Origin of the sequence: Vibrio sp. SSH13-20 (genome assembly GCF_040104475.1) — a bacterium.
Taxonomy (GTDB): Bacteria; Pseudomonadota; Gammaproteobacteria; order Enterobacterales; family Vibrionaceae; genus Vibrio; species Vibrio harveyi.
Genome location: NZ_JBECOU010000001.1, coordinates 1172542 through 1190269, shown reverse-complemented (window position 1 = coordinate 1190269; position 17728 = coordinate 1172542). Strand labels below are relative to the sequence as shown.

Sequence of the window (17728 nt, the reverse complement as noted above, 5' to 3'; positions counted from 1 at the left end):
CCCAGAATGAAGATAGGAAAGTATGATTCGACATGAAAACGGTAGTTTGTGTAGGTTTTGTTTGGCGATAAAACTCTATCACTTACTACCGTTTTTGTTTTCAGTTCCCGCTTATCCGCGATGAACCTAAAATAAAGAGTACCGAATCGAAACTCGCGTGATTCCATGAGTTTTTACGTGAACGCATGAGAAAAGTGAGATAAATCACTCGAATTCGGGTATAGTGCACCGCTAAAATTTTTAAAGCTATTTAGTGATTTGTTTAAGGAATACGCTCAATGTCATTTTCATCTCAAGGTTTTGCGCCAGAAGTGGTAAAAGCACTGGCAGAATGCGGTTATGAGAAGTTAACGCCAATTCAACAGAAGGCGATTCCAATGGCTCGTAAAGGTCATGATATTTTTGCCACTGCACAGACGGGTACGGGCAAAACGGCTGCGTTCTCGCTACCTATGATTCAACAGTTGTTGGAATCTGGTCGTAGTGCATCTCGTAAAACGGCACGTGCGCTTATCATGGCTCCAACTCGCGAGCTAGCAGAGCAAATCGCAGATAACATCAAAGCGTACACTAAGTATACTGAGCTATCGGTTGCTGCGATCTTTGGTGGTCGCAAGATGTCTTCTCAAATTTCTGCACTAGAGCGCGGTGTCGACATTTTGGTGGCGACGCCAGGTCGTCTTGAAGAGCACATCGAACAAGGTAATGTGTCAGTAGCGAACATCGAGTTTCTTGTGTTTGATGAGGCAGACCGTATCTTGGACATGGGCTTTATCCATGCGGTACGTAAGATCATGCTGGATGTGGATACTGACCCACAAATCATGATGTTCTCAGCAACGACGTCTAGTCAGCTAAACCTATTGGCGAGAGACATTCTGCGCAAGCCAAAACGTATCGAAGTAGAGCGTGCGAACACGACTGCACAGACGGTTGCGCACGTCCTTTACCCAGTGGATCAAGAACGTAAAACAGAACTGCTTTCTGAGTTAATTGGTCGTAAAAACTGGAAGCAAGTATTGGTGTTCGTGAACTACAAAGAAACAGCGAACGATGTAGTAAAAGAGCTTAAGCTTGATGGCATTAAAGCGGTTGTTTGTCATGGTGACCGTGCGCAAAGTGCTCGTCGTCGTGCGCTAGAAGAATTCAAAACGGGCAAAGCTCGCGTAATGGTCGCAACGGATGTTGCAGCGCGTGGTTTGGATATTGAAGATCTACCACACGTTGTGAACTACGATATGCCATTCCTAGCGGAAGATTACGTTCATCGCATCGGTCGTACAGGTCGTGCTGGTAAGCAAGGTCACGCCGTTTCGTTTGTTAACCGCGAAGAAGAGCTAACGGTAGTACAGGTTGAAAACCTTATTCAACAGCGTATTCGCCGTATCGAACTTGCAGGTTACGAACCAAAACAACGTGAAACGTACATTGAGAAGCTAAACTCAAAACCAGCTTTCAAGAACCGCCAAGGTCGTCGTAACAACCCGAACCAATCGGCAACAGACCAAGGTTCAGCTGAACGTCGCCTAGCAATGGTAAAACGTTTGAAAGCACGTCGCTCTTCTAACTAACTTCAGAATATAAAAAACGCCCCTCATGACGAGGGGCGTTTTTTGTTTGTGTTTATACTTACGATACCTAACCATCACCTCGGTGATCTGGGGAAATACAAACGGTTTAATTCATACCAATGAAGTTCGGTTCTCCGCGGTAGATAATGCGGTCATTCCCTCTATGAATCCCGAAGGTGACCACAGTGGGTGGGTTGTCTTCGGCTTTGCTCTTCTTATCCCAATTGTATTTAAGCCAAGGTAAGTTGTTTCCCTTGTCGCTTAAGTCTAAGTGGAATCGAACTTGCTCTCGTGCGGAATCGACTTGGCTGGCTACGATATCGTAGGTTCTGCCAGCCAGCATGGTGCCTTCACCAGATAACTTAGTGTTGTCAGGAGCAGAGTTGGACCAAATTGGCGTGCGTGAATGATGCTGTCCATTTGCCGTGGTCGCGCTGTCGTCAAAGTGGGTAACAAAGCGTCCGTTGTGCCAAACTTCGACATCCAGTGGGACTTTTATGGTCATGCCTTGGTTGCCCCCGACATCTTTAAAGTTGAGTCTACCAAAGCGAATATCTGGCTGCTCTTTCAGAATATGAGTGCCGTCAATGAAGTGAATTTCGTCGACTGGCTTGATGAAAGCCAAACCTATTTTTGTCTTGGTTGTTGTATTGTCTTTTACTTTGTTGAATGGTCCGTCTGGATAGCGTCCATCGGTTTCATCTTTCTTCCAGCAAGGACTGTTCTCGCAAGTCGCATGGTTTGCTGGTTTAACAATAGTGAAAGTTCCAACGCTTGCTCCTGCCTCTAGGTTCCATATCGCGCTGTTTGCTGCTGGTGGAATAAATCGGTTCGCATAGTCACTGAGTTCCCCAAGGTAAAAACTCTCGCGCAAAGCGGGATTAAAATGCACGTAGTTTTCGATGTTTTTCTCCTTGGCGTTAAGGGCCACAACATCATAGGTAACTTGCTCAAATGGCTGGTTCATATAGATGAAGTCTTGCTTCTCAGGGTATTGCCATTCTGCATCTTTTGCCTCGAAGTATTTGGCATAGAAGCGACCGATATTTCGGTAGCCTGTGTTCACTGTCATTCCCAGATAGGTAGTATCGAGCTGCGCTTTAATTTTTAAGCTGCCGACTTCGTCCCAAACTAGCTGAGAGAAGTAATAGCGTGAGTTTTCATTCTCGGTATGGCTCAGTTTTAGGGTATTTGAACTGCGCAGTAAGGTATGAGTCTGCTCGGCAGTTGCCTTTGGTGTTTGTTGTGAACTGGTAAGGACGATGCTGGCCGCAGGAGCATCCTCCATCATAAAGTTACTCGTTACTCTGGCGTTACAGTAATTCGAGGTATTTACTTCATCCGTATGCAGCGCCTTGTTTTGCCAAACGATGGGTTTTACTGAAAGAGAAAAGTAGTCTCCCGCCGCGATGAAACCCTCTCCACTTTCTGATGTGCCTGAGGCAAGTGGGGTGGAGCCGTCACAGATAGCCAAAGTCCAAGGGCGAGAACTAACGTTGAAATGCCCTGTGACTGGGACTGAGCCACTACTTGGACAGTCTTTATAATCAGCGCATTGAAAACTATCCGATAATTCGACTCTAAATTGCCCTGATTCATAGGTTTTCAACTTCGACTCTTCTGACTCACCATTCTTAAAGTCGTTTAAAAGCTTAAAATCACCGAACTTGCCACTTTTAGGTTGTGTAATTGTTGGATTAACTGTGGGTGACCCATTGTAATTGGAAGCGATAACGGGTTGATCTCCAGAGGTACACGCGAGCAATCTCATGTGTACATCTTTCTCCTTACCCGCAATGACTTTGATATCATCCAGAGACTCCCCAGACATGACCGAGTAAGCTTCAAACATGAAAGGCGTAAACATGAACTTTACGTCTTGAGTTTTGTTAGTGTCGTCGAGCAGAGAGAAGGTTAGGCTATAGCTTGCATCCAGTGCGATTGAGTCTATGTCTTTCGGGATGACCTTAATGATCAGTGTTCCTTCATCGTTTGAAATAAAGGTGTTTTCGTCAACTTCGGTTTTGCCTTCGACCATTTGCAGCGAAAACAATTTTGGATCAGATAACGCAGCGACAACTTTTGCACTCGCAGCTTCCCCTTTGTTTGTTGTTTTTACGGTAAAAACCGGTAAATCGTCACCGCACATTAATGCCATATCATCTGTCGGTGAGACGATAAGGTCATAATCGTCATCAGTTGGTGGTGTAATATCGCAGATTGGTATCTCTTCTGGTATCGGACACAACTTTGATACTTGGTTGCTGTATGTACAATCTGCATCGTCAAAGCCGCAGTAGTTTGCAGGAACCGTATCAATCGCAACTGCAGAGTAAACAAAGCCACATATTGAGGTATCTTGCAGCGTGGCTTTTTGAAATGAGTTTATAGCTAATTTAGGCGCGTAAACGTTACTTATGGCATCGATGGTGACTTTGTTACCTTTAACGCTATTGGTTAGGTTGTTGGTACCAAAGATATCGATATTCTTAAAGTCGACTGTTGCAAATGCACTCGTATTGCCAACAATTTGGCTCCGACCGCCTTCTGAAAAGATGTGTTGACCTTCTGAGTTTAAATCTCCGCAGACTTTTGCTTGAACTAGCTTGATATTGCCGACACTCTTCAGGTTGCCATTGACCACGCTGTCTTTCGCCAATAGAGATGTGTCTAACATGTTCGAGCTCGAAGAATCGGCATAGACGTCACCATCTACCTGAGTTTGTTCAAGTTCTACTTTTCGAAGAGCATGAATGTCGCCAAACACAAAGTTGGATCGTCCTTTGATTAAAATACTGCCACCTGCACTTTTGACATGACCAAAAACAATCGTGTCTTTGATAGAAAGCAGACCATGCGAGGTTAAATTACCGACTATCTTGCTTGGTTCTCCGGTGTTTTCGACGATGATCTCAAAGTCCCCACCTTCGGTCTTGATATTAATGGGCGTTGCTTCAGAGCCAATATTGTTTTTCCCTTTGAGCTCAACATTGCCGTGAGCAACGATCGTTGCAGTTTGAGGGGTAGGATTTGAGTTGGTGATGTGAGCACCTTCAGGGATGCTAATGGAACTAGAGCAGGTGTAGAGGTTTCCTTGCACTGTGAATCCATCACCCGCACAAATTTCGTTCAACGTTGGAATATCGGCAAGATCATAAACTTTTGCCTCAGCCATCGCGGGTAAGAGTAATGCTGTACTTAAAATGCTAATAAAGTGCATCATCAAGTGTCCTAGATTTAGTGGAACTTAATGGCACCAAGCGAGAGTGAGCAATGGACTCACAGAGAATGATTCAGCGACTTGTATTATTTTTTGTTTAACGCTTACTTATTGAACTGTGGTTATTTTTTATTTCGTATGTTGTTCCAAGTTCATATGATGAGTATTAAAACTTGAATGTGATCTTAGTTCAAGATGTGGAGCTGAACTGTGTCGCACTTTTGACGTAATAAATTGTTAAAAAATAATAAGAAAGGGTGATTTTTGTACGAAGTGCAGCAGAGCCAACGAATGGTCATTGGCTCTCAGCTTCAGTAGGCAAAGATATTAGGCTGCGTGATCAATTAAAGGTGCCATTTGGTACAGCTCTTCAAGGATCGCTTTGGTTTGTTTTGAGTATACAAGTCTATCTCGATCGCCGACTAACTGAATGGCTTTTACTTTGCCAGATACCAAGCACAAACGAATGGTGCGTAACACCATTTGAATATCGAGAGCTGGTGTTCCATCAAGGCTGTTTTTGGTCAGTAGTGATGCCAAATCAATCGAGACAATCACTTGATTGCAGTGATCTAAGTAGTTACCCATTTGTTGTTTTAGATGGTTGCGGTGACGAAAGCAGAACTCTCGGTCGGTTACCCAGTCACAGCCTTGGTCTTCTGCGTATTCCCATACTTCTTGTTTGGTATCTTGCTCACTAGAGCCTGCAAAGAACAATCGCACGTTTTGGTAACGGGATAACGCAAAATGGAACGCAGACCCAACACGAGGCTCAAGTGTTGGATTTAAATTCATTTTATGACCAATGTGAATAATGCCCACTTCGTCATCATCACAAACGACAACGGGCAGCATAGATAGCACTGCTTCTGTGCAATTGGACAACACAACGGGAACGGAATGACGAGAAAGAGATAAGCTCAGTGCTTCTTGAAAATCACCAGTCTCGATTTGATGATGGGAAAAGTGCCCAAGGTTGGCTGCTGAGCCTTGATCATGTTGCTGATATAGCCAATCGCTGGCATTTTCTAAGCTTTGATCAGCTAATTCAAACGTTCCGCGGCTCATCGGGGCTAAATGCTCACATACCGTCATAAATGAAAAAGGGTAGTGATGAATTGGCTTGTCAGCTCGATGAAATTTGTAACGTTTGAAAAAGCTCAACATGATGAATTACCTTTCTGGCGGCAACGCCCTCGCTGCCTGCAACACATGCAAAATGATACGCTGCTTATCCTTTTCGACTCGGTGAGCCGGAGCCATGACCGAGACGGCGCCAATCAATTTACTTCCTTTCATGACTGGTGCACTGATGCCAGATACACCAGGATCGATTTCTGATGTACTGACAGCGTATCCGTTCTTACGAATGGCGCTGAGTTCCTGTTCCCACTCGTTGAGACGATGATCTTGACCAAAGTGGCGTAAGATCTTTTCACAACGACTTTGAGGCATGAAAGCCAGCATCACCTTAGATGAGGCGCCACGAAGCAATGGTTGACTTTGACCCTGGACGTAGCTGCATCGAAGCGCCTGCATACTCTCTTTTTGTCTGACACAAAGCGCACGATAACCAGATGGCACCATATAAGCTGCCATTTCGCCGGTTTGCTGAACCAAACGAGCAAGGATAGTTTCTACCATGTCCAAACCGTGTTGAGCGGTCTCATAGCTGTGCATTAACAGCAAGGCGGCAGGACCAACCACAAATGTTTTGTCGTGCACGCTTTCCTCTATCAAGTTCCACTCTTTGAGGAGCTTTAAGTGTCTATAAAGACTGCTTAAAGGCACATTCAGTTGTTCACTGAGTGTTTTCGCAGAGACTGGGAATGGACTAACTGCGACTTGCATTAGCAATTGCAGCGCCTTTTCGTTGACTTGGTTAGCGTTGGCTTTGTTTGTCGTCATGAGTGTGTTGTAACGTGATAATGAGTATGCAACAACTATAATTCTTAGTTGCTGAGAAAAGGAAAATAATTAGAAGTGGATATTCTCATACGGTGAGAAAATGGCATATTAATATTTTAGAGGTAAATTGGCAGCCCTCGTTTGATGGTTACTGTTCTTTAGAGATAGTGAAAGCCAACCAGATTTTGAGTGACCAACCAAACGCAAATTTTATGTGAATTCCTCTTCACGCATCGTACCTGAGTAAAGAAACCTGATAACCTCTGTCTCGCAAATGAGCCACATATCAATAAGTTATTGTTATATTTGCCACTTTGAGTCTTGTTAACCATACTCAATCAGTGGAAGTGCTTTCAGTGGGGTGAATGAAACGTTGTTTCTAACTTGCTGATAAATTAAGAGTAATCGTTTGATATTACTAATTCTGATTGAAAAAAGGCATCTTTTTGATGATAAATAAAGAGCTTTTGAAAAAAGCCGTTATCTACATGCTCCCGCTGCCATTGATTGTTGCGGAGGTGTTTTATTTAGCAAACCAAAGCATTCAGAGAAACCTCGATCATATATTGGATAAAAATGTCCAAGTGGCGGACGAGATCCTCTCTCAGATCAAGACCGAAAATAGGACGGCACTGATTAACCCTGAGCGTTGTGAAGCCCTGCAACAGAACCTGATGTTCGAACGTGACATTGATGAAATGCTCATTGTGAAGGGGGATCAAATAGTATGCTCGTCAAAACAAGGTGCGATGTCTCGACCTTTGACCGATTACACGCATATTTATAGCAACGGGCAATTGTCTTTCGGTCATCTTAAAGGTTACCAAGAACAGGTTCTTTTTCTGATCACCAAAAGTGAAAAGCGTCCGGAATATAAAGCGATTACTGTCGTTGATCGCGATTATTTTGGCGTCACTGTTGGTTATCGTAACGATGTACGTCTTAAGCGGTCTGCGATGTTTGTTGGCGGAGCGTCGGCACCTAAAAACGCTTCAAAGCACGGACAGAATGCGGTGTCATTAGCCCATTCAAACGAGTTTAATTACGACGCACTGATAGAGGCGAGTGATATCTATGTCGATCAAAAACTGCTTTCCTACGCAATCTCTGCGGTACCTATTTTGTTGGTGTTCTACTTACTCATTGTCGTTATTCATCGTTTTGTTGACCCACAACGTAGTCTGGTTTCCGAACTAAGAAAGGCATTAAAACGCCAAGATCTTTTGCTTTATTACCAACCACAATATGACGCGACAACAGGGCATGCATTTGGTTATGAAGCGTTGATTCGTTGGCCTCACAAATTAAGAGGCTTTATATCACCCGATGAGTTCATTCCTGCGGCAGAAAGCAATGGGTTAGTCGAATCGCTGACCGATTACGTTCTCGAAAAAGTGTCGAACGATTTCTCTAAAGTTAAGTTTGAAACGCCAATTCATTTGGGAGTGAATGTGCCTCCTGGATACCTCGTTGGTTCTCAGGTAATAAGAAAGATCGAGAATATTCATCGCAAGCTCAAAACAAACAATGTCGAATTGAGTATAGAAATCACTGAAAGGCAGTTGATTGATGACAGTGCGAGAAAACACATTGCTGCGCTGCGAGTGCATGGTATACCAGTCCTGATAGATGATTTTGGTACTGGTCAGACAGCCTTAGCAGTCCTTCAGCATATGAAGGTAGACTATTTAAAAATAGATAAGTGTTTTATTGATACTATTGGCATCGATAGCGTGAACTCGACAGTGCTCAACGCTATCGTAAGGCTTGCGGGTGATCTGAACGTAGATCTTATTGCTGAAGGGGTAGAAACAGAGGAACAAGCTGCCCACTTAAGATCGCTGGGCGTAACCCTTCATCAAGGGTACTTGTATGCCAAACCACTCCCTTACGCAGAAGTGGTCAGCAATGCGAAGTAGGCGTCTTATTCGATGTGCCCTTTGTAACATTGAGCCCTTTGATCAAACTTAAACTCGAGATAATTCTGAATGCTGTCTAAGCCATCTTCTTGATAATGGGAAACGTAGAGAAGCTGGCTTAGGTGCTCTTTGGCGATCAGCTCTAAGGTGTTCTTTACTAGCACTCGTCCTAAGTAGTCCAGACCTTGGTAGGGTTCGTCCAAAATCAGCAGGGTAGGCTGTTTTACAATCGCCCTAGCAATCAAAAGTAAGCGTTGTTGTCCGTATTCCAATTGTTTAAACGACGTTTTCTCATACTGCGTCATGTGGAGAATCGTTAGCCATTCTTTGGCTATGCTGATTTCTTTTTTACTTGGTTGTGAATAAAGACCTATTGAGTCATAGAAGCCGGACAGAATCACCTCCAAGGCACTGCAGTTGACTCGGTACTGAAGATGTAACGCCGAAGAAACCATGCCAATGTGTTGTTTGATTTCCCAAATAGTTTCTCCGGTGCCACGCTTCTTACCAAAGATATGGATATCGTTGCTATAGCATTGCGGATGGTCGCCAAATATCAGCCCTAACAACGTGCTTTTACCGCAGCCATTTGGTCCCTTTACTTGCCAATGCTGACCTTTATCTATACGCCAGTTTAAATCAGTAAAAATGGTCTTTTCGGTGTATTCCACCTTACCGTTTTTTAGCTCGAAGATTGGGTTATCGAAGTGCGTTGAATGCTGGTGTTGGCGAATCAACGTCATCATCTCTTCGCTTTGCTTCTCGGACTGGGATTTTATTTGCGCGATGATAGGGTGCAGATCCCAACTTTGTTTGTCCATGGTGCTGTCAAGTTTGCCTCCGTTGAACAGCGCAATGCGTTCTATCCAGTCAGGCATGTCAGATTCACGGGAGAAGGTAATCAGCATTTGTACTGATTGAGACAATGTTTGAAGATAAGCCGCTAGTGAAGCACGGTGCACGACGTCTAAACCAGTGAATGGGTTATCTAACAACACCAAGTCAGGCTTTGCTGCAAGCGCTCTAGCAAGCATTACGCGTCGTGTTTCACCCGTTGAAAGCACTCGAAATCCGCTTTCAGTTAAATGAGATAGGTCGAGGTCTTCAATGAGTGCTCGAGTTAAGTTGTCATCTTGGCTGATCTCAAAAATCAATCGATAAACTGAACTACCTTGGTCAATACGATCAAGAAAGTCTGTATCGTCTTTTTCGATCTCTAACTCCAACAACCTTTGCTGTTCAGAAAGAGATACCTGTGCGATATGGTAACCTTCGAGCTTCAATTCGCCTGTTTCTGGCTTGATTTCTCCGCACAGTAGGTCGCCAAGCATTGAGCCAATATCGCCTTCAGAGCTAAAAATTCCCCAAGATTGTCCGGCGTCAATCTGCCAATCGTCGATAGAGAGAGTAGAAGTGTTTTCCTTTGCAGTAAGCTGATGAAATTGAATCGGCATTGTGTCTTTCTTCCATGATTTATTGTCGTTTTGTTTGTTATACCAAGCTTACTCTTTCTAATGCCAATGTTTTGCTACGAGAAAAGCCCGTTTATTGGGGGAAATGTGACCTCAAAAGTAGATGCGTATTATTAGTCTTGTTGAGTATTGAGGTTGACAATTCCTTACCCGCACTTACACACCCCGGATTGAATGTTAAAAATGTTATCACTATGGTGACCCTCATTCGGAACCTGGAAGCCAACGTGGACGCTAATGTGCTCCTCAAACCTGACAGTTCTGATAAACGTTACCGAAGTTCTCCTAGATAGGCGGCGATATTTAGTGACGAAAATTTCTTTTCAAGTTTATATAACGAGTTTCAAGATGTTCAAAAACAAATTAACAATATTATTGTTTTTTTCGGTTTGCATAATTTGGGGTACGACCTGGTTTGCTATGGAAGTAGCCGTATCGACGATTCCTCCTTTATTTGCGACGGGAATGCGCTTTCTTATTGCTTGCCCCATTCTAATTTTCTTGGCAAGACTATTAAACCAACCATTGTTATTTCCAAGAGGTAAAGAACACTGGGTTATTGTGGTCTCTATTTTTTATTTTGCTATCCCATTTACCTTAATGATTGCGGGCGAGATGTTTATCTCCTCTGGATTAGCTTCTATTATCTTTGCCAACATGCCTATTGCGGTCATGATGACATCAATGATATTTCTTGGGCTTCGCTTAGCAGCGCATCAGATATTTGGTGTATTTGCAGCAGTTGTGAGTTTGTGTGTGATTTTGTCGAATGAACTTGCTATCGGAGGAGAGACAATCATTCTTGGTTCCGTTGCGCTGATCACTGCGGTACTGATTCATGCAGTGATGTATGTGGTGGTGCAAAAGTATTGTGCTGATATCCAAGTCATTACCTACAACGCCACACCAAGTTTTATTGCTGCGCTGCTGCTTTTAATCAGCTCATTCCTGTTTGAAAAGCCAAATACCTTGGTGTTTTCTACCCAATCTATGTTGGCTGTTGGCTACCTTGGCGTGTTTGCAAGTGTCGGTGGTATTGTGGCTTACTTTAAACTAGGTAAAGTATCTTCTCCTTTCATCGCTTCACTGTGTTTTCTAATATTTCCTTTAGTAGCCCTTTCTATTAACGCTCATATGACCGGTAAAGTAATATCGGACCATTCTTTATTCATGTTAATTCCATTGCTCATTGGTGTTCTATTAACCAAGTTGGAATTAAAGGGGCGTGCCCTAAACCCACAGATTCAATCTAATAGTTAGTCTATCACTTACATTTGCTTAGTTTGATTTGTTTTGAACGAGAGTATTATTTCTCCGCGATAAAAATATCGCTCACATAATTAAAATTATTAAATACGTAAAGAGGAAATCATGTCGGTAACTTTTCAAGGAAATCCAGTTTGTATCACAGGCTCTTTCCCGCAAGTCGGTCAGAAAGCGCCTAGCTTTACTTTATGCTCAGCAGAACTTAACGATTTTCCGTTAGAAAGCTTAAGCGGTAAAAAAGTTGTACTCAATATTTTCCCGAGTATTGATACACCAGTATGTGCGACTAGTGTTCGTACTTTTAACCAGAAGTTAGCGAAAAAGGAAATTGAGATTCTTAACATCTCAGCGGATTTACCTTTTGCAACAGGGCGTTTTTGTGGTGCAGAAGGCATCGATATTGCGCAAACTGCTTCTTTCTTCCGCTCCCCTTCGTTCACTCAGAGTTACGGCGTGAACATTAGCGAAGGTGCCCTTAAAGGCTTGGCATCTCGTGCGGTTGTCGTCATTGATGAGTCGGGAGTCGTACTTTATAGCGAGTTGGTTAAAGAAATCACTGAGGAACCAAACTACGACGCAGTGATGAAGGCTTTGGGGTACTAGGATGAAATTGGCTACATTATTACTTACCGCTTTAGCTTCTGGTTCCGCGTTGGCTCAATTTATGACAAGCACTGACCACGCAAAGTTGGGGGCAGGCGAGATTGTCACACTTGAGAAAGAGAACACATTCAACCTGATTGGTGAGTCAGTAAAAGTTGGGCAATATATGCCTTCCGCTACTTTACTGACGTCAGAGCTGAATTCATACGATACCAGTGCTAAATCTGACAAAGTTAAGATTTATAGCGTGCTTGCTTCTGTCGATACACCAGTTTGCGTTCAACAAGCAATAGAGTTGTCAAAATACATCTCTGCGCACCAAAGTGAGCTTCAGGGTATTGAGTTTTATGCAGTGAGTGCAGATACGCCTTTTGCTCAGCAACGCTTTATCAAAGCCCATTCTCTTAAGAATGCTACTTACCTTTCAGACGCGGCTGAGCATGAGTTTGGTTTAAAAACGGGCTCTCAAATTAAAGAGCTAGGTTTGCTAACCCGAAGCATTGTAGTCACGGATAAAGACAATAAAATATTATTCGTACAACGCGTTCCTGAACTAACAACCATTCCAGATCTAGAAGCAGCGATCAACATCGCGAAACAACACATCTAGTTTTTACTCTTCTGTTGGTTACTTGGCAAAGGAATGCCAAGTTTCTTTAAAACTCTCAAATTAATTTTTCTGTTAATTCAGTATCTTCTCTCAATATCGAGCGCTTTTTCGTCGTGTGCTTACATTCGCTTAAAGAAAGTGAAACCTCACCTCTATACACTGCGCGGCAACTGCTGTTAGTCAATACAAGTAACAAATATGGCTTATACCCAAGCCACCTTGAGATGCTAGGTTCAGCGAGAATGACTTGGTTTGTAGACGCGGCAGTGGTTCAAAGGTTTAGTGAGCCTAAATCAAGAATCGGCAACAAAGTATCCAAGCCAATACTCTGAATCCTCATCTTGAAGTCACGTAGGTATATATACTTTAAGTCATGACTTTTGAGTTTTAACCGAACGATAAATTTGGAGAACCATTCCATGCCAAACGTCATTATCGTAGAAGATGATCAGCAGTTGAGAGACATGCTGTGTTACTTTCTTTCTACTGTAGAGGGCTATGAGGTCAGTTGCCTTACGTCTGGTGAGAATGCCGTAGAACACATTGTGGAATTAAATCCTGAGTTAGTGTTACTCGATATTCAACTCCCTCATACGTCGGGGCTTTGCGTACTCAAGTCGTTGAGAGAGCAGGGGCATCACTACCCAGTGATTATGATGACTGCCAATGACAATGAAATCACAGAAACCAATGCTTTAGCACTAGGGGCGAATGATTACATTACCAAACCCATACGCACTAATGCTTTGCGAGAGCGAATCAAAAGACAAATCACACTAGCGAGGCACTATTCTCACGAGGTGCCAAGTATCGATGAACGTCCTTTTATACTTGAAAGAAAGGCGACATGTTTGCTCTACGAGCAGGTAAAGATTCCTTTAACGCCCTCAGAGTTTGAGCTGTTAGAAATTCTGTCTAAAGAGAGCCGAGCGATTCCAGTACATGAATTATTTGAACAAATTCATGGCTTTTCTTATCACTGTGAAGATCGTTCGGTCTACATGCGAATTTCTTCTATCCGCAAAAAGCTAGCGTCGTTTCTTCCTGATATAGACTTGGTTAAAAACCGCCGCACGAAAGGTTTCTATTTGAACTATCCGGTTGTTGTAAGATGAAAACTTTTATCCTACAAATCTTTGCATCACTGCTGTTGGGGTATGCAATCAGTGCCAGTCTATCTAAACTGTTTATTCAAGATTACAAAAATGCATTAGAAGAGGCGTTTAACTTTCATCGTGTGGAGTTGGTTCTGAATGGTTTTGAGTCTCGCCCTCCCTTGGAAGAACAGAAAGATGCGATTTGGTTGTTTCAATGTGATGTCGCGACTGGTGAGCTACAACGCGTAGATGAAGATGAATACTCGCTGACGAGAAAATATCAAGATCGCCATATTCGAGCGACCTTTAATAGTACCGCTTATCAGAATGATCCCATCATCAAAAAGCTGATGTGGGTTGAGTTGGCTGAAGACTTAATTCAGATTCTATGCACTTTACTGGTACTGGTTGTTTCACTGAGAACGTGGACGAATGGCATTCAGTCTCTCCAGTATCTATCGAGTCGTTATGCCAAAGGTGATTTTAAGGCAAGAACCGATGTCGTTGGTCCGGAGGCGATCAAAACACTTATCAATAATCAACATCAGATGGCACAAGCTATCGACTCGTTGATGACAAGGCAAAAAATGATCTTTGCCGCTCTGCCTCATGATATACGAACTCCACTTTCTGCTATTCAGCTTACGAGCGACATGATGGAAGAGGGAGGTGTGGACAATACCTTCTTGGTGAATCGTTTAGGGGCTCAGGTAAACAGCCTAAATACTCTGTGTGAATCGAGCTTACATCTACTTAAAATCTTGAACAAAGAAGTCCCTTTACAACGAGAGTTCATCAGTTTTCAAGCTATTTTAGATCTTGCGTTAGAGGCTCAGGGATGTGAGCGACAAATCAAACGTGTGAACACACAGCAACTTGTATTTACCGACAAGAGGGTACTTAAAGTATTGTTACTCAACATTCTCTCGAACGCGAGTCGTTACAGTCATTCTGAAATCGAAGTTGTATTTATGGCTTATCCAAACGTTGACGTTGTAAAGATCAGTGATGATGGCGATGGTTTTGAACCAGCCACGATTGAGGCTTTCAATAGTGGCAAGGTTAACGACGTTTCACCCAAAGATGGCTTTGGTATTGGTATGTTACTTATTTACGAGCTAGCGAATTACCTGAATGGGCGAGTTCTACTCTCTAACACCGCCGTAGGTGGGCAAGTCATATTGATCATGAATCGCTGAATCGCAGGGAGTCTCGAATCTCTTCCCTAGCAGTCACACGGCGAATATGCCGGAGTTCGGGGACGCCTAGTTTGGGTTTGCATTCAAGGAGGGATTTAGTTTAATCCCTTTAAATCACTGAAATACGAAAAAGCCCGCTAATCTCTTAGCAGGCTTTTTACTGGAATGTGGCGGAGTGCTGGGGGCGCACACGACTAGGGATATAGAAATCCCGTAATTTCCCAAATGCTAAAACGACGAAAGCTCGTTGATTTCTCAACGAGCTTTCTAAATATGGCGGAGAGATAGGGATTTGAACGCTACGCCTAAAAATCAAATTTGCTTATTTTACAAGGTGTTACCTAGAATTCTAGAAAATCAATTTGTTGGTCTGTCTAGTACAAATTAAAGCCGATTTCATGGTTTAACGTCAAGATTTATTAGATTGTTATGTTAGTAAGTTAATAATTTACTGAACTAACTTACTAACTTTACCCTTCGGACTGAGTAACTGGCACATTTGGACAGAACTGAGGTAGGGATTCTCCTATCTCAGCTTTTGGTCTAAGGAAAGACAATCTAAAGACATTAATATCTCTATTCTATTGCTCTGAGTGCTTACGTTTGGTCAGAAAAACCCAAGCGAAGAACAACATAAACACGAAGTCATTTAATCCATAAATGCTGTAGAAGATGCCTGCAAATAGGTCTTGTTCATATACTGCACCAAGGCTATTACCCTGAATCCACTGTAACCAAACAAACACATATACAAGTTTCTCGATAGTGAATGCGCCCGCTAACCATTTAACACCAGATGTGATTGAGGCAGCGCCAAGATAAGCTAATCCCCAGATAACAATCATTAATAAGCCGAAGTTTGACATAACCATAGGATCAAACTCACTAATCACTGGGTTGTTAAATCCACGAGAGAAAATCAGTACCCCCCCGATATTCATCATCGCAGCAACTATAAAACCTAATTTAACAGTATCGTATCTCATTCTTTATCCATCAAATAAACATACAATTACAGAGTAATTGCAAATATTTAATTTTATCATAATTGGTGAATAAGCTAGCAAGGTTATAAGGCTTATAACTTTTAGTTAGAGTACTGAACTCTGACAGGCTTGGTGAGAACGACATAACAGAAACAACATAACCAGGTGCTGTACCCTAAAAAGAATTAGCTTGGAGGGAGGCAACGTGGTGTTTACAACTGTTCTATTCATGCCAACCGAAGGTTGCCCATGGCAGAGAGTCAAGAGACACCTCTCTTGCCCGCAGGTAGTGTTCATCTTTTACGAAGTAAAAGTGTGACACTACCGCAGCGGGTTGCTATTGCGTCACACTTTTTAGTGCGACGCTTTTTTGTGTTTCGATTAGCTAAGGTTGATGTCAAAGCTGTTCACAGTATCAATTAGCTCCTGAGGCTCTAGACGCTTGGCATAGTGCCCATAGGTCATGGTGTTATGCTTATGTCCAACGACCTGAGCAACGAGATGTTCAGCGACACCTGACTTTTGTAATTCATCTATCACCGTATGCCGAAAAGAGTAGGCCGTAGGGCGCTGTCCTGCTTTGAAGCGACACGCATCCAAGACACTCCCAAACGCATCACGATAGTCTTTTGACCAATCCATATCATCCCCGCGAGGCGTAACATCGAAAAGTTGAACGGCACCGAGTCTTTTGCGTTGTTCGACATAGTCGAGAAAGCCTAAGTCGAGTATTTTCTTATGCAGTGGGACGAGTCGATTGGAGAACGCATTCTTTAGATGTTGGCTTTCACCGCTATCGGAAAAATAGATACAAGGTAAAGCTCCTCGTTTAATATCAGAGACTCGAAGCTGACATGCTTCAGAAGGGCGACAGCCATGATCCATCTGTATCTTGGTAATCCAGTCAAATTGCTCGCCCTGATTTTTATAACATGCACTGGAGAACAACCGCTTTAGCTCTATGGCTTTCCAACGCCTGCGTTGGGTCGAGGTCTTCGCCGTTTTCTTAGGCAACTTAACCACAGCAAACGGATTCGTTTTAACCAATTCCTTGGCAACGCACCAGTTAAAGAACTGACGATTAGCCGCAAGGTAGTCTTTCAATGTTTTATGGCTAAGTTGACGTTGTATCAATTCATCACGGTAGGCCATAGCAAGACTATTAGTAGGTTGATTAACTCCTTGTGCTGAAAGGTACTGGAGAAAGTCACTACAGCGCTGCTGGAGCTGCTTAATGGTCAATTGTGTGACGTTCTCCAGTTGTTTGGATTCGATAAACTCAGAAAGTGCCTCTTGCCCAAATCGAGGGCGAGGTTTGCATGCCTGCTTACGTGATACTGTAATTAACTTTGGGGCGCTAGTCGTGGTTTCTGGCTGATGACAGTAACTCTCACGCACTTGGTTAATAACGTCTGCAAGCTCGGATTTGAAGTCACTGACACACATAGCTGTGAGTTTGGCTTTCTCAAATAATGCCATAAGCAATTGAACTTGCTCTATGTTTCTTAGGTAAGCAACTTTCCTCTCACGAGTCAGTAGGGAGAATTTAAACTCTTTAGGATAACCACTGCTGCGCAGTGAAAGTGGGGTGGCGATGCGTGTGTAGTACACGCCAGAAGCCAGTTTTATCAAATACATATGTATCACCTATCTGTGTTAGGTGACTTTTCTATGCTTCGGATACGAAAAAAGCCTTTGATAATCAAAGGCTTTTTTCTAAGAATAAGTGGCGGAGAGATAGGGATTTGAACCCTAGATACGCTATTAACGTATGCCGGTTTTCAAGACCGGTGCTTTCAACCACTCAGCCATCTCTCCGTTGCGGGACGTATAATAGGGGGAGGCATAAACGTTGTAAAGCATTGTTTTAATGAAAA

The 17728-nt window shown here is 43.0% G+C and carries 13 protein-coding genes and 1 tRNA gene; 7 read left to right on the top strand and 7 right to left on the bottom strand.

Annotated features, from left to right (window positions below; genetic code table 11):
- The first annotated feature begins 278 nt into the window (after positions 1-278).
- Positions 279-1571, top strand: coding sequence for a DEAD/DEAH box helicase (locus ABMY42_RS05255; RefSeq protein ID WP_009696017.1), 1293 nt, complete (start codon positions 279-281; stop codon positions 1569-1571).
- 106 nt (positions 1572-1677) lie between these two features.
- On the opposite strand, the gene ABMY42_RS05250 is transcribed toward ABMY42_RS05255, so the two are convergent.
- From ABMY42_RS05250 to ABMY42_RS05240, 3 genes are all read right to left on the bottom strand, one after another.
- A complete protein-coding gene (locus tag ABMY42_RS05250; protein ID WP_349266092.1) occupies positions 1678-4794 on the bottom strand; it encodes a polymer-forming cytoskeletal protein in 3117 nt (1038 codons plus the stop codon).
- Between the two features lie 324 nt (positions 4795-5118).
- The gene (locus ABMY42_RS05245) at positions 5119-5958 is read right to left on the bottom strand and encodes an arginase (RefSeq protein WP_009696019.1); all 840 of its coding nucleotides are present in this window, start codon (positions 5956-5958) and stop codon (positions 5119-5121) included.
- Positions 5959-5964: 6 nt separating this feature from the next.
- Positions 5965-6699: an IclR family transcriptional regulator gene (locus tag ABMY42_RS05240; RefSeq protein WP_349266091.1), complete on the bottom strand. Its 735-nt coding sequence runs from the start codon at positions 6697-6699 to the stop codon at positions 5965-5967.
- 449 nt (positions 6700-7148) lie between these two features.
- On the opposite strand from ABMY42_RS05240, the gene ABMY42_RS05235 reads away from it, so the two are divergent.
- Complete coding sequence (locus tag ABMY42_RS05235) at positions 7149-8618, top strand: EAL domain-containing protein (RefSeq protein ID WP_349266090.1); 1470 nt, start codon at positions 7149-7151, stop codon at positions 8616-8618.
- A gap of 5 nt (positions 8619-8623) precedes the next feature.
- On the opposite strand, the gene modF is transcribed toward ABMY42_RS05235, so the two are convergent.
- Complete coding sequence (modF, locus tag ABMY42_RS05230; RefSeq protein WP_349266089.1) at positions 8624-10072, bottom strand: molybdate ABC transporter ATP-binding protein ModF; 1449 nt, start codon at positions 10070-10072, stop codon at positions 8624-8626.
- A gap of 366 nt (positions 10073-10438) precedes the next feature.
- Here modF and ABMY42_RS05225 point away from each other — a divergent pair, with 366 nt between their 5' ends.
- From ABMY42_RS05225 to ABMY42_RS05205, 5 genes are all read left to right on the top strand, one after another.
- Positions 10439-11350, top strand: coding sequence for a DMT family transporter (locus ABMY42_RS05225; protein WP_349266088.1), 912 nt, complete (start codon positions 10439-10441; stop codon positions 11348-11350).
- Positions 11351-11461: 111 nt separating this feature from the next.
- On the top strand, positions 11462-11959 hold the full coding sequence (gene tpx, locus ABMY42_RS05220; RefSeq protein WP_005452211.1) for a thiol peroxidase: 498 nt from the start codon (positions 11462-11464) through the stop codon (positions 11957-11959).
- Between the two features lies 1 nt (position 11960).
- Complete coding sequence (locus ABMY42_RS05215; RefSeq protein WP_005452210.1) at positions 11961-12569, top strand: peroxiredoxin; 609 nt, start codon at positions 11961-11963, stop codon at positions 12567-12569.
- Positions 12570-12988: 419 nt separating this feature from the next.
- The gene (locus ABMY42_RS05210) at positions 12989-13684 is read left to right on the top strand and encodes a response regulator transcription factor (protein ID WP_349266087.1); all 696 of its coding nucleotides are present in this window, start codon (positions 12989-12991) and stop codon (positions 13682-13684) included.
- The gene (locus ABMY42_RS05205) at positions 13681-14865 is read left to right on the top strand and encodes a HAMP domain-containing sensor histidine kinase (protein WP_349266086.1); all 1185 of its coding nucleotides are present in this window, start codon (positions 13681-13683) and stop codon (positions 14863-14865) included. The genes ABMY42_RS05210 and ABMY42_RS05205 overlap by 4 nt, the downstream gene beginning before the upstream one ends.
- A gap of 581 nt (positions 14866-15446) precedes the next feature.
- On the opposite strand, the gene ABMY42_RS05200 is transcribed toward ABMY42_RS05205, so the two are convergent.
- The 3 genes from ABMY42_RS05200 to ABMY42_RS05190 form a co-directional block, all read right to left on the bottom strand.
- A complete protein-coding gene (locus ABMY42_RS05200) occupies positions 15447-15851 on the bottom strand; it encodes a hypothetical protein (protein ID WP_239214074.1) in 405 nt (134 codons plus the stop codon).
- A 381-nt stretch (positions 15852-16232) separates the two neighbouring features.
- Positions 16233-17489, bottom strand: a complete 1257-nt coding sequence (locus ABMY42_RS05195; protein WP_274877146.1) for a tyrosine-type recombinase/integrase — start codon at positions 17487-17489, stop codon at positions 16233-16235.
- Between the two features lie 89 nt (positions 17490-17578).
- Positions 17579-17669, bottom strand: a tRNA-Ser gene (locus ABMY42_RS05190).
- Positions 17670-17728 lie beyond the last annotated feature (59 nt).

Bases quoted from the DNA above. Each gene is read 5' to 3' on its own strand.
- ABMY42_RS05255 (WP_009696017.1), top strand. From the start codon at position 279: ATGTCATTTTCATCTCAAGGTTTTGCGCCAGAAGTGGTAAAAGCACTG.
- ABMY42_RS05250 (WP_349266092.1), bottom strand. From the start codon at position 4,794: ATGATGCACTTTATTAGCATTTTAAGTACAGCATTACTCTTACCCGCG.
- ABMY42_RS05245 (WP_009696019.1), bottom strand. From the start codon at position 5,958: ATGTTGAGCTTTTTCAAACGTTACAAATTTCATCGAGCTGACAAGCCA.
- ABMY42_RS05240 (WP_349266091.1), bottom strand. From the start codon at position 6,699: ATGACGACAAACAAAGCCAACGCTAACCAAGTCAACGAAAAGGCGCTG.
- ABMY42_RS05235 (WP_349266090.1), top strand. From the start codon at position 7,149: ATGATAAATAAAGAGCTTTTGAAAAAAGCCGTTATCTACATGCTCCCG.
- modF (WP_349266089.1), bottom strand. From the start codon at position 10,072: ATGCCGATTCAATTTCATCAGCTTACTGCAAAGGAAAACACTTCTACT.
- ABMY42_RS05225 (WP_349266088.1), top strand. From the start codon at position 10,439: ATGTTCAAAAACAAATTAACAATATTATTGTTTTTTTCGGTTTGCATA.
- tpx (WP_005452211.1), top strand. From the start codon at position 11,462: ATGTCGGTAACTTTTCAAGGAAATCCAGTTTGTATCACAGGCTCTTTC.
- ABMY42_RS05215 (WP_005452210.1), top strand. From the start codon at position 11,961: ATGAAATTGGCTACATTATTACTTACCGCTTTAGCTTCTGGTTCCGCG.
- ABMY42_RS05210 (WP_349266087.1), top strand. From the start codon at position 12,989: ATGCCAAACGTCATTATCGTAGAAGATGATCAGCAGTTGAGAGACATG.
- ABMY42_RS05205 (WP_349266086.1), top strand. From the start codon at position 13,681: ATGAAAACTTTTATCCTACAAATCTTTGCATCACTGCTGTTGGGGTAT.
- ABMY42_RS05200 (WP_239214074.1), bottom strand. From the start codon at position 15,851: ATGAGATACGATACTGTTAAATTAGGTTTTATAGTTGCTGCGATGATG.
- ABMY42_RS05195 (WP_274877146.1), bottom strand. From the start codon at position 17,489: ATGTATTTGATAAAACTGGCTTCTGGCGTGTACTACACACGCATCGCC.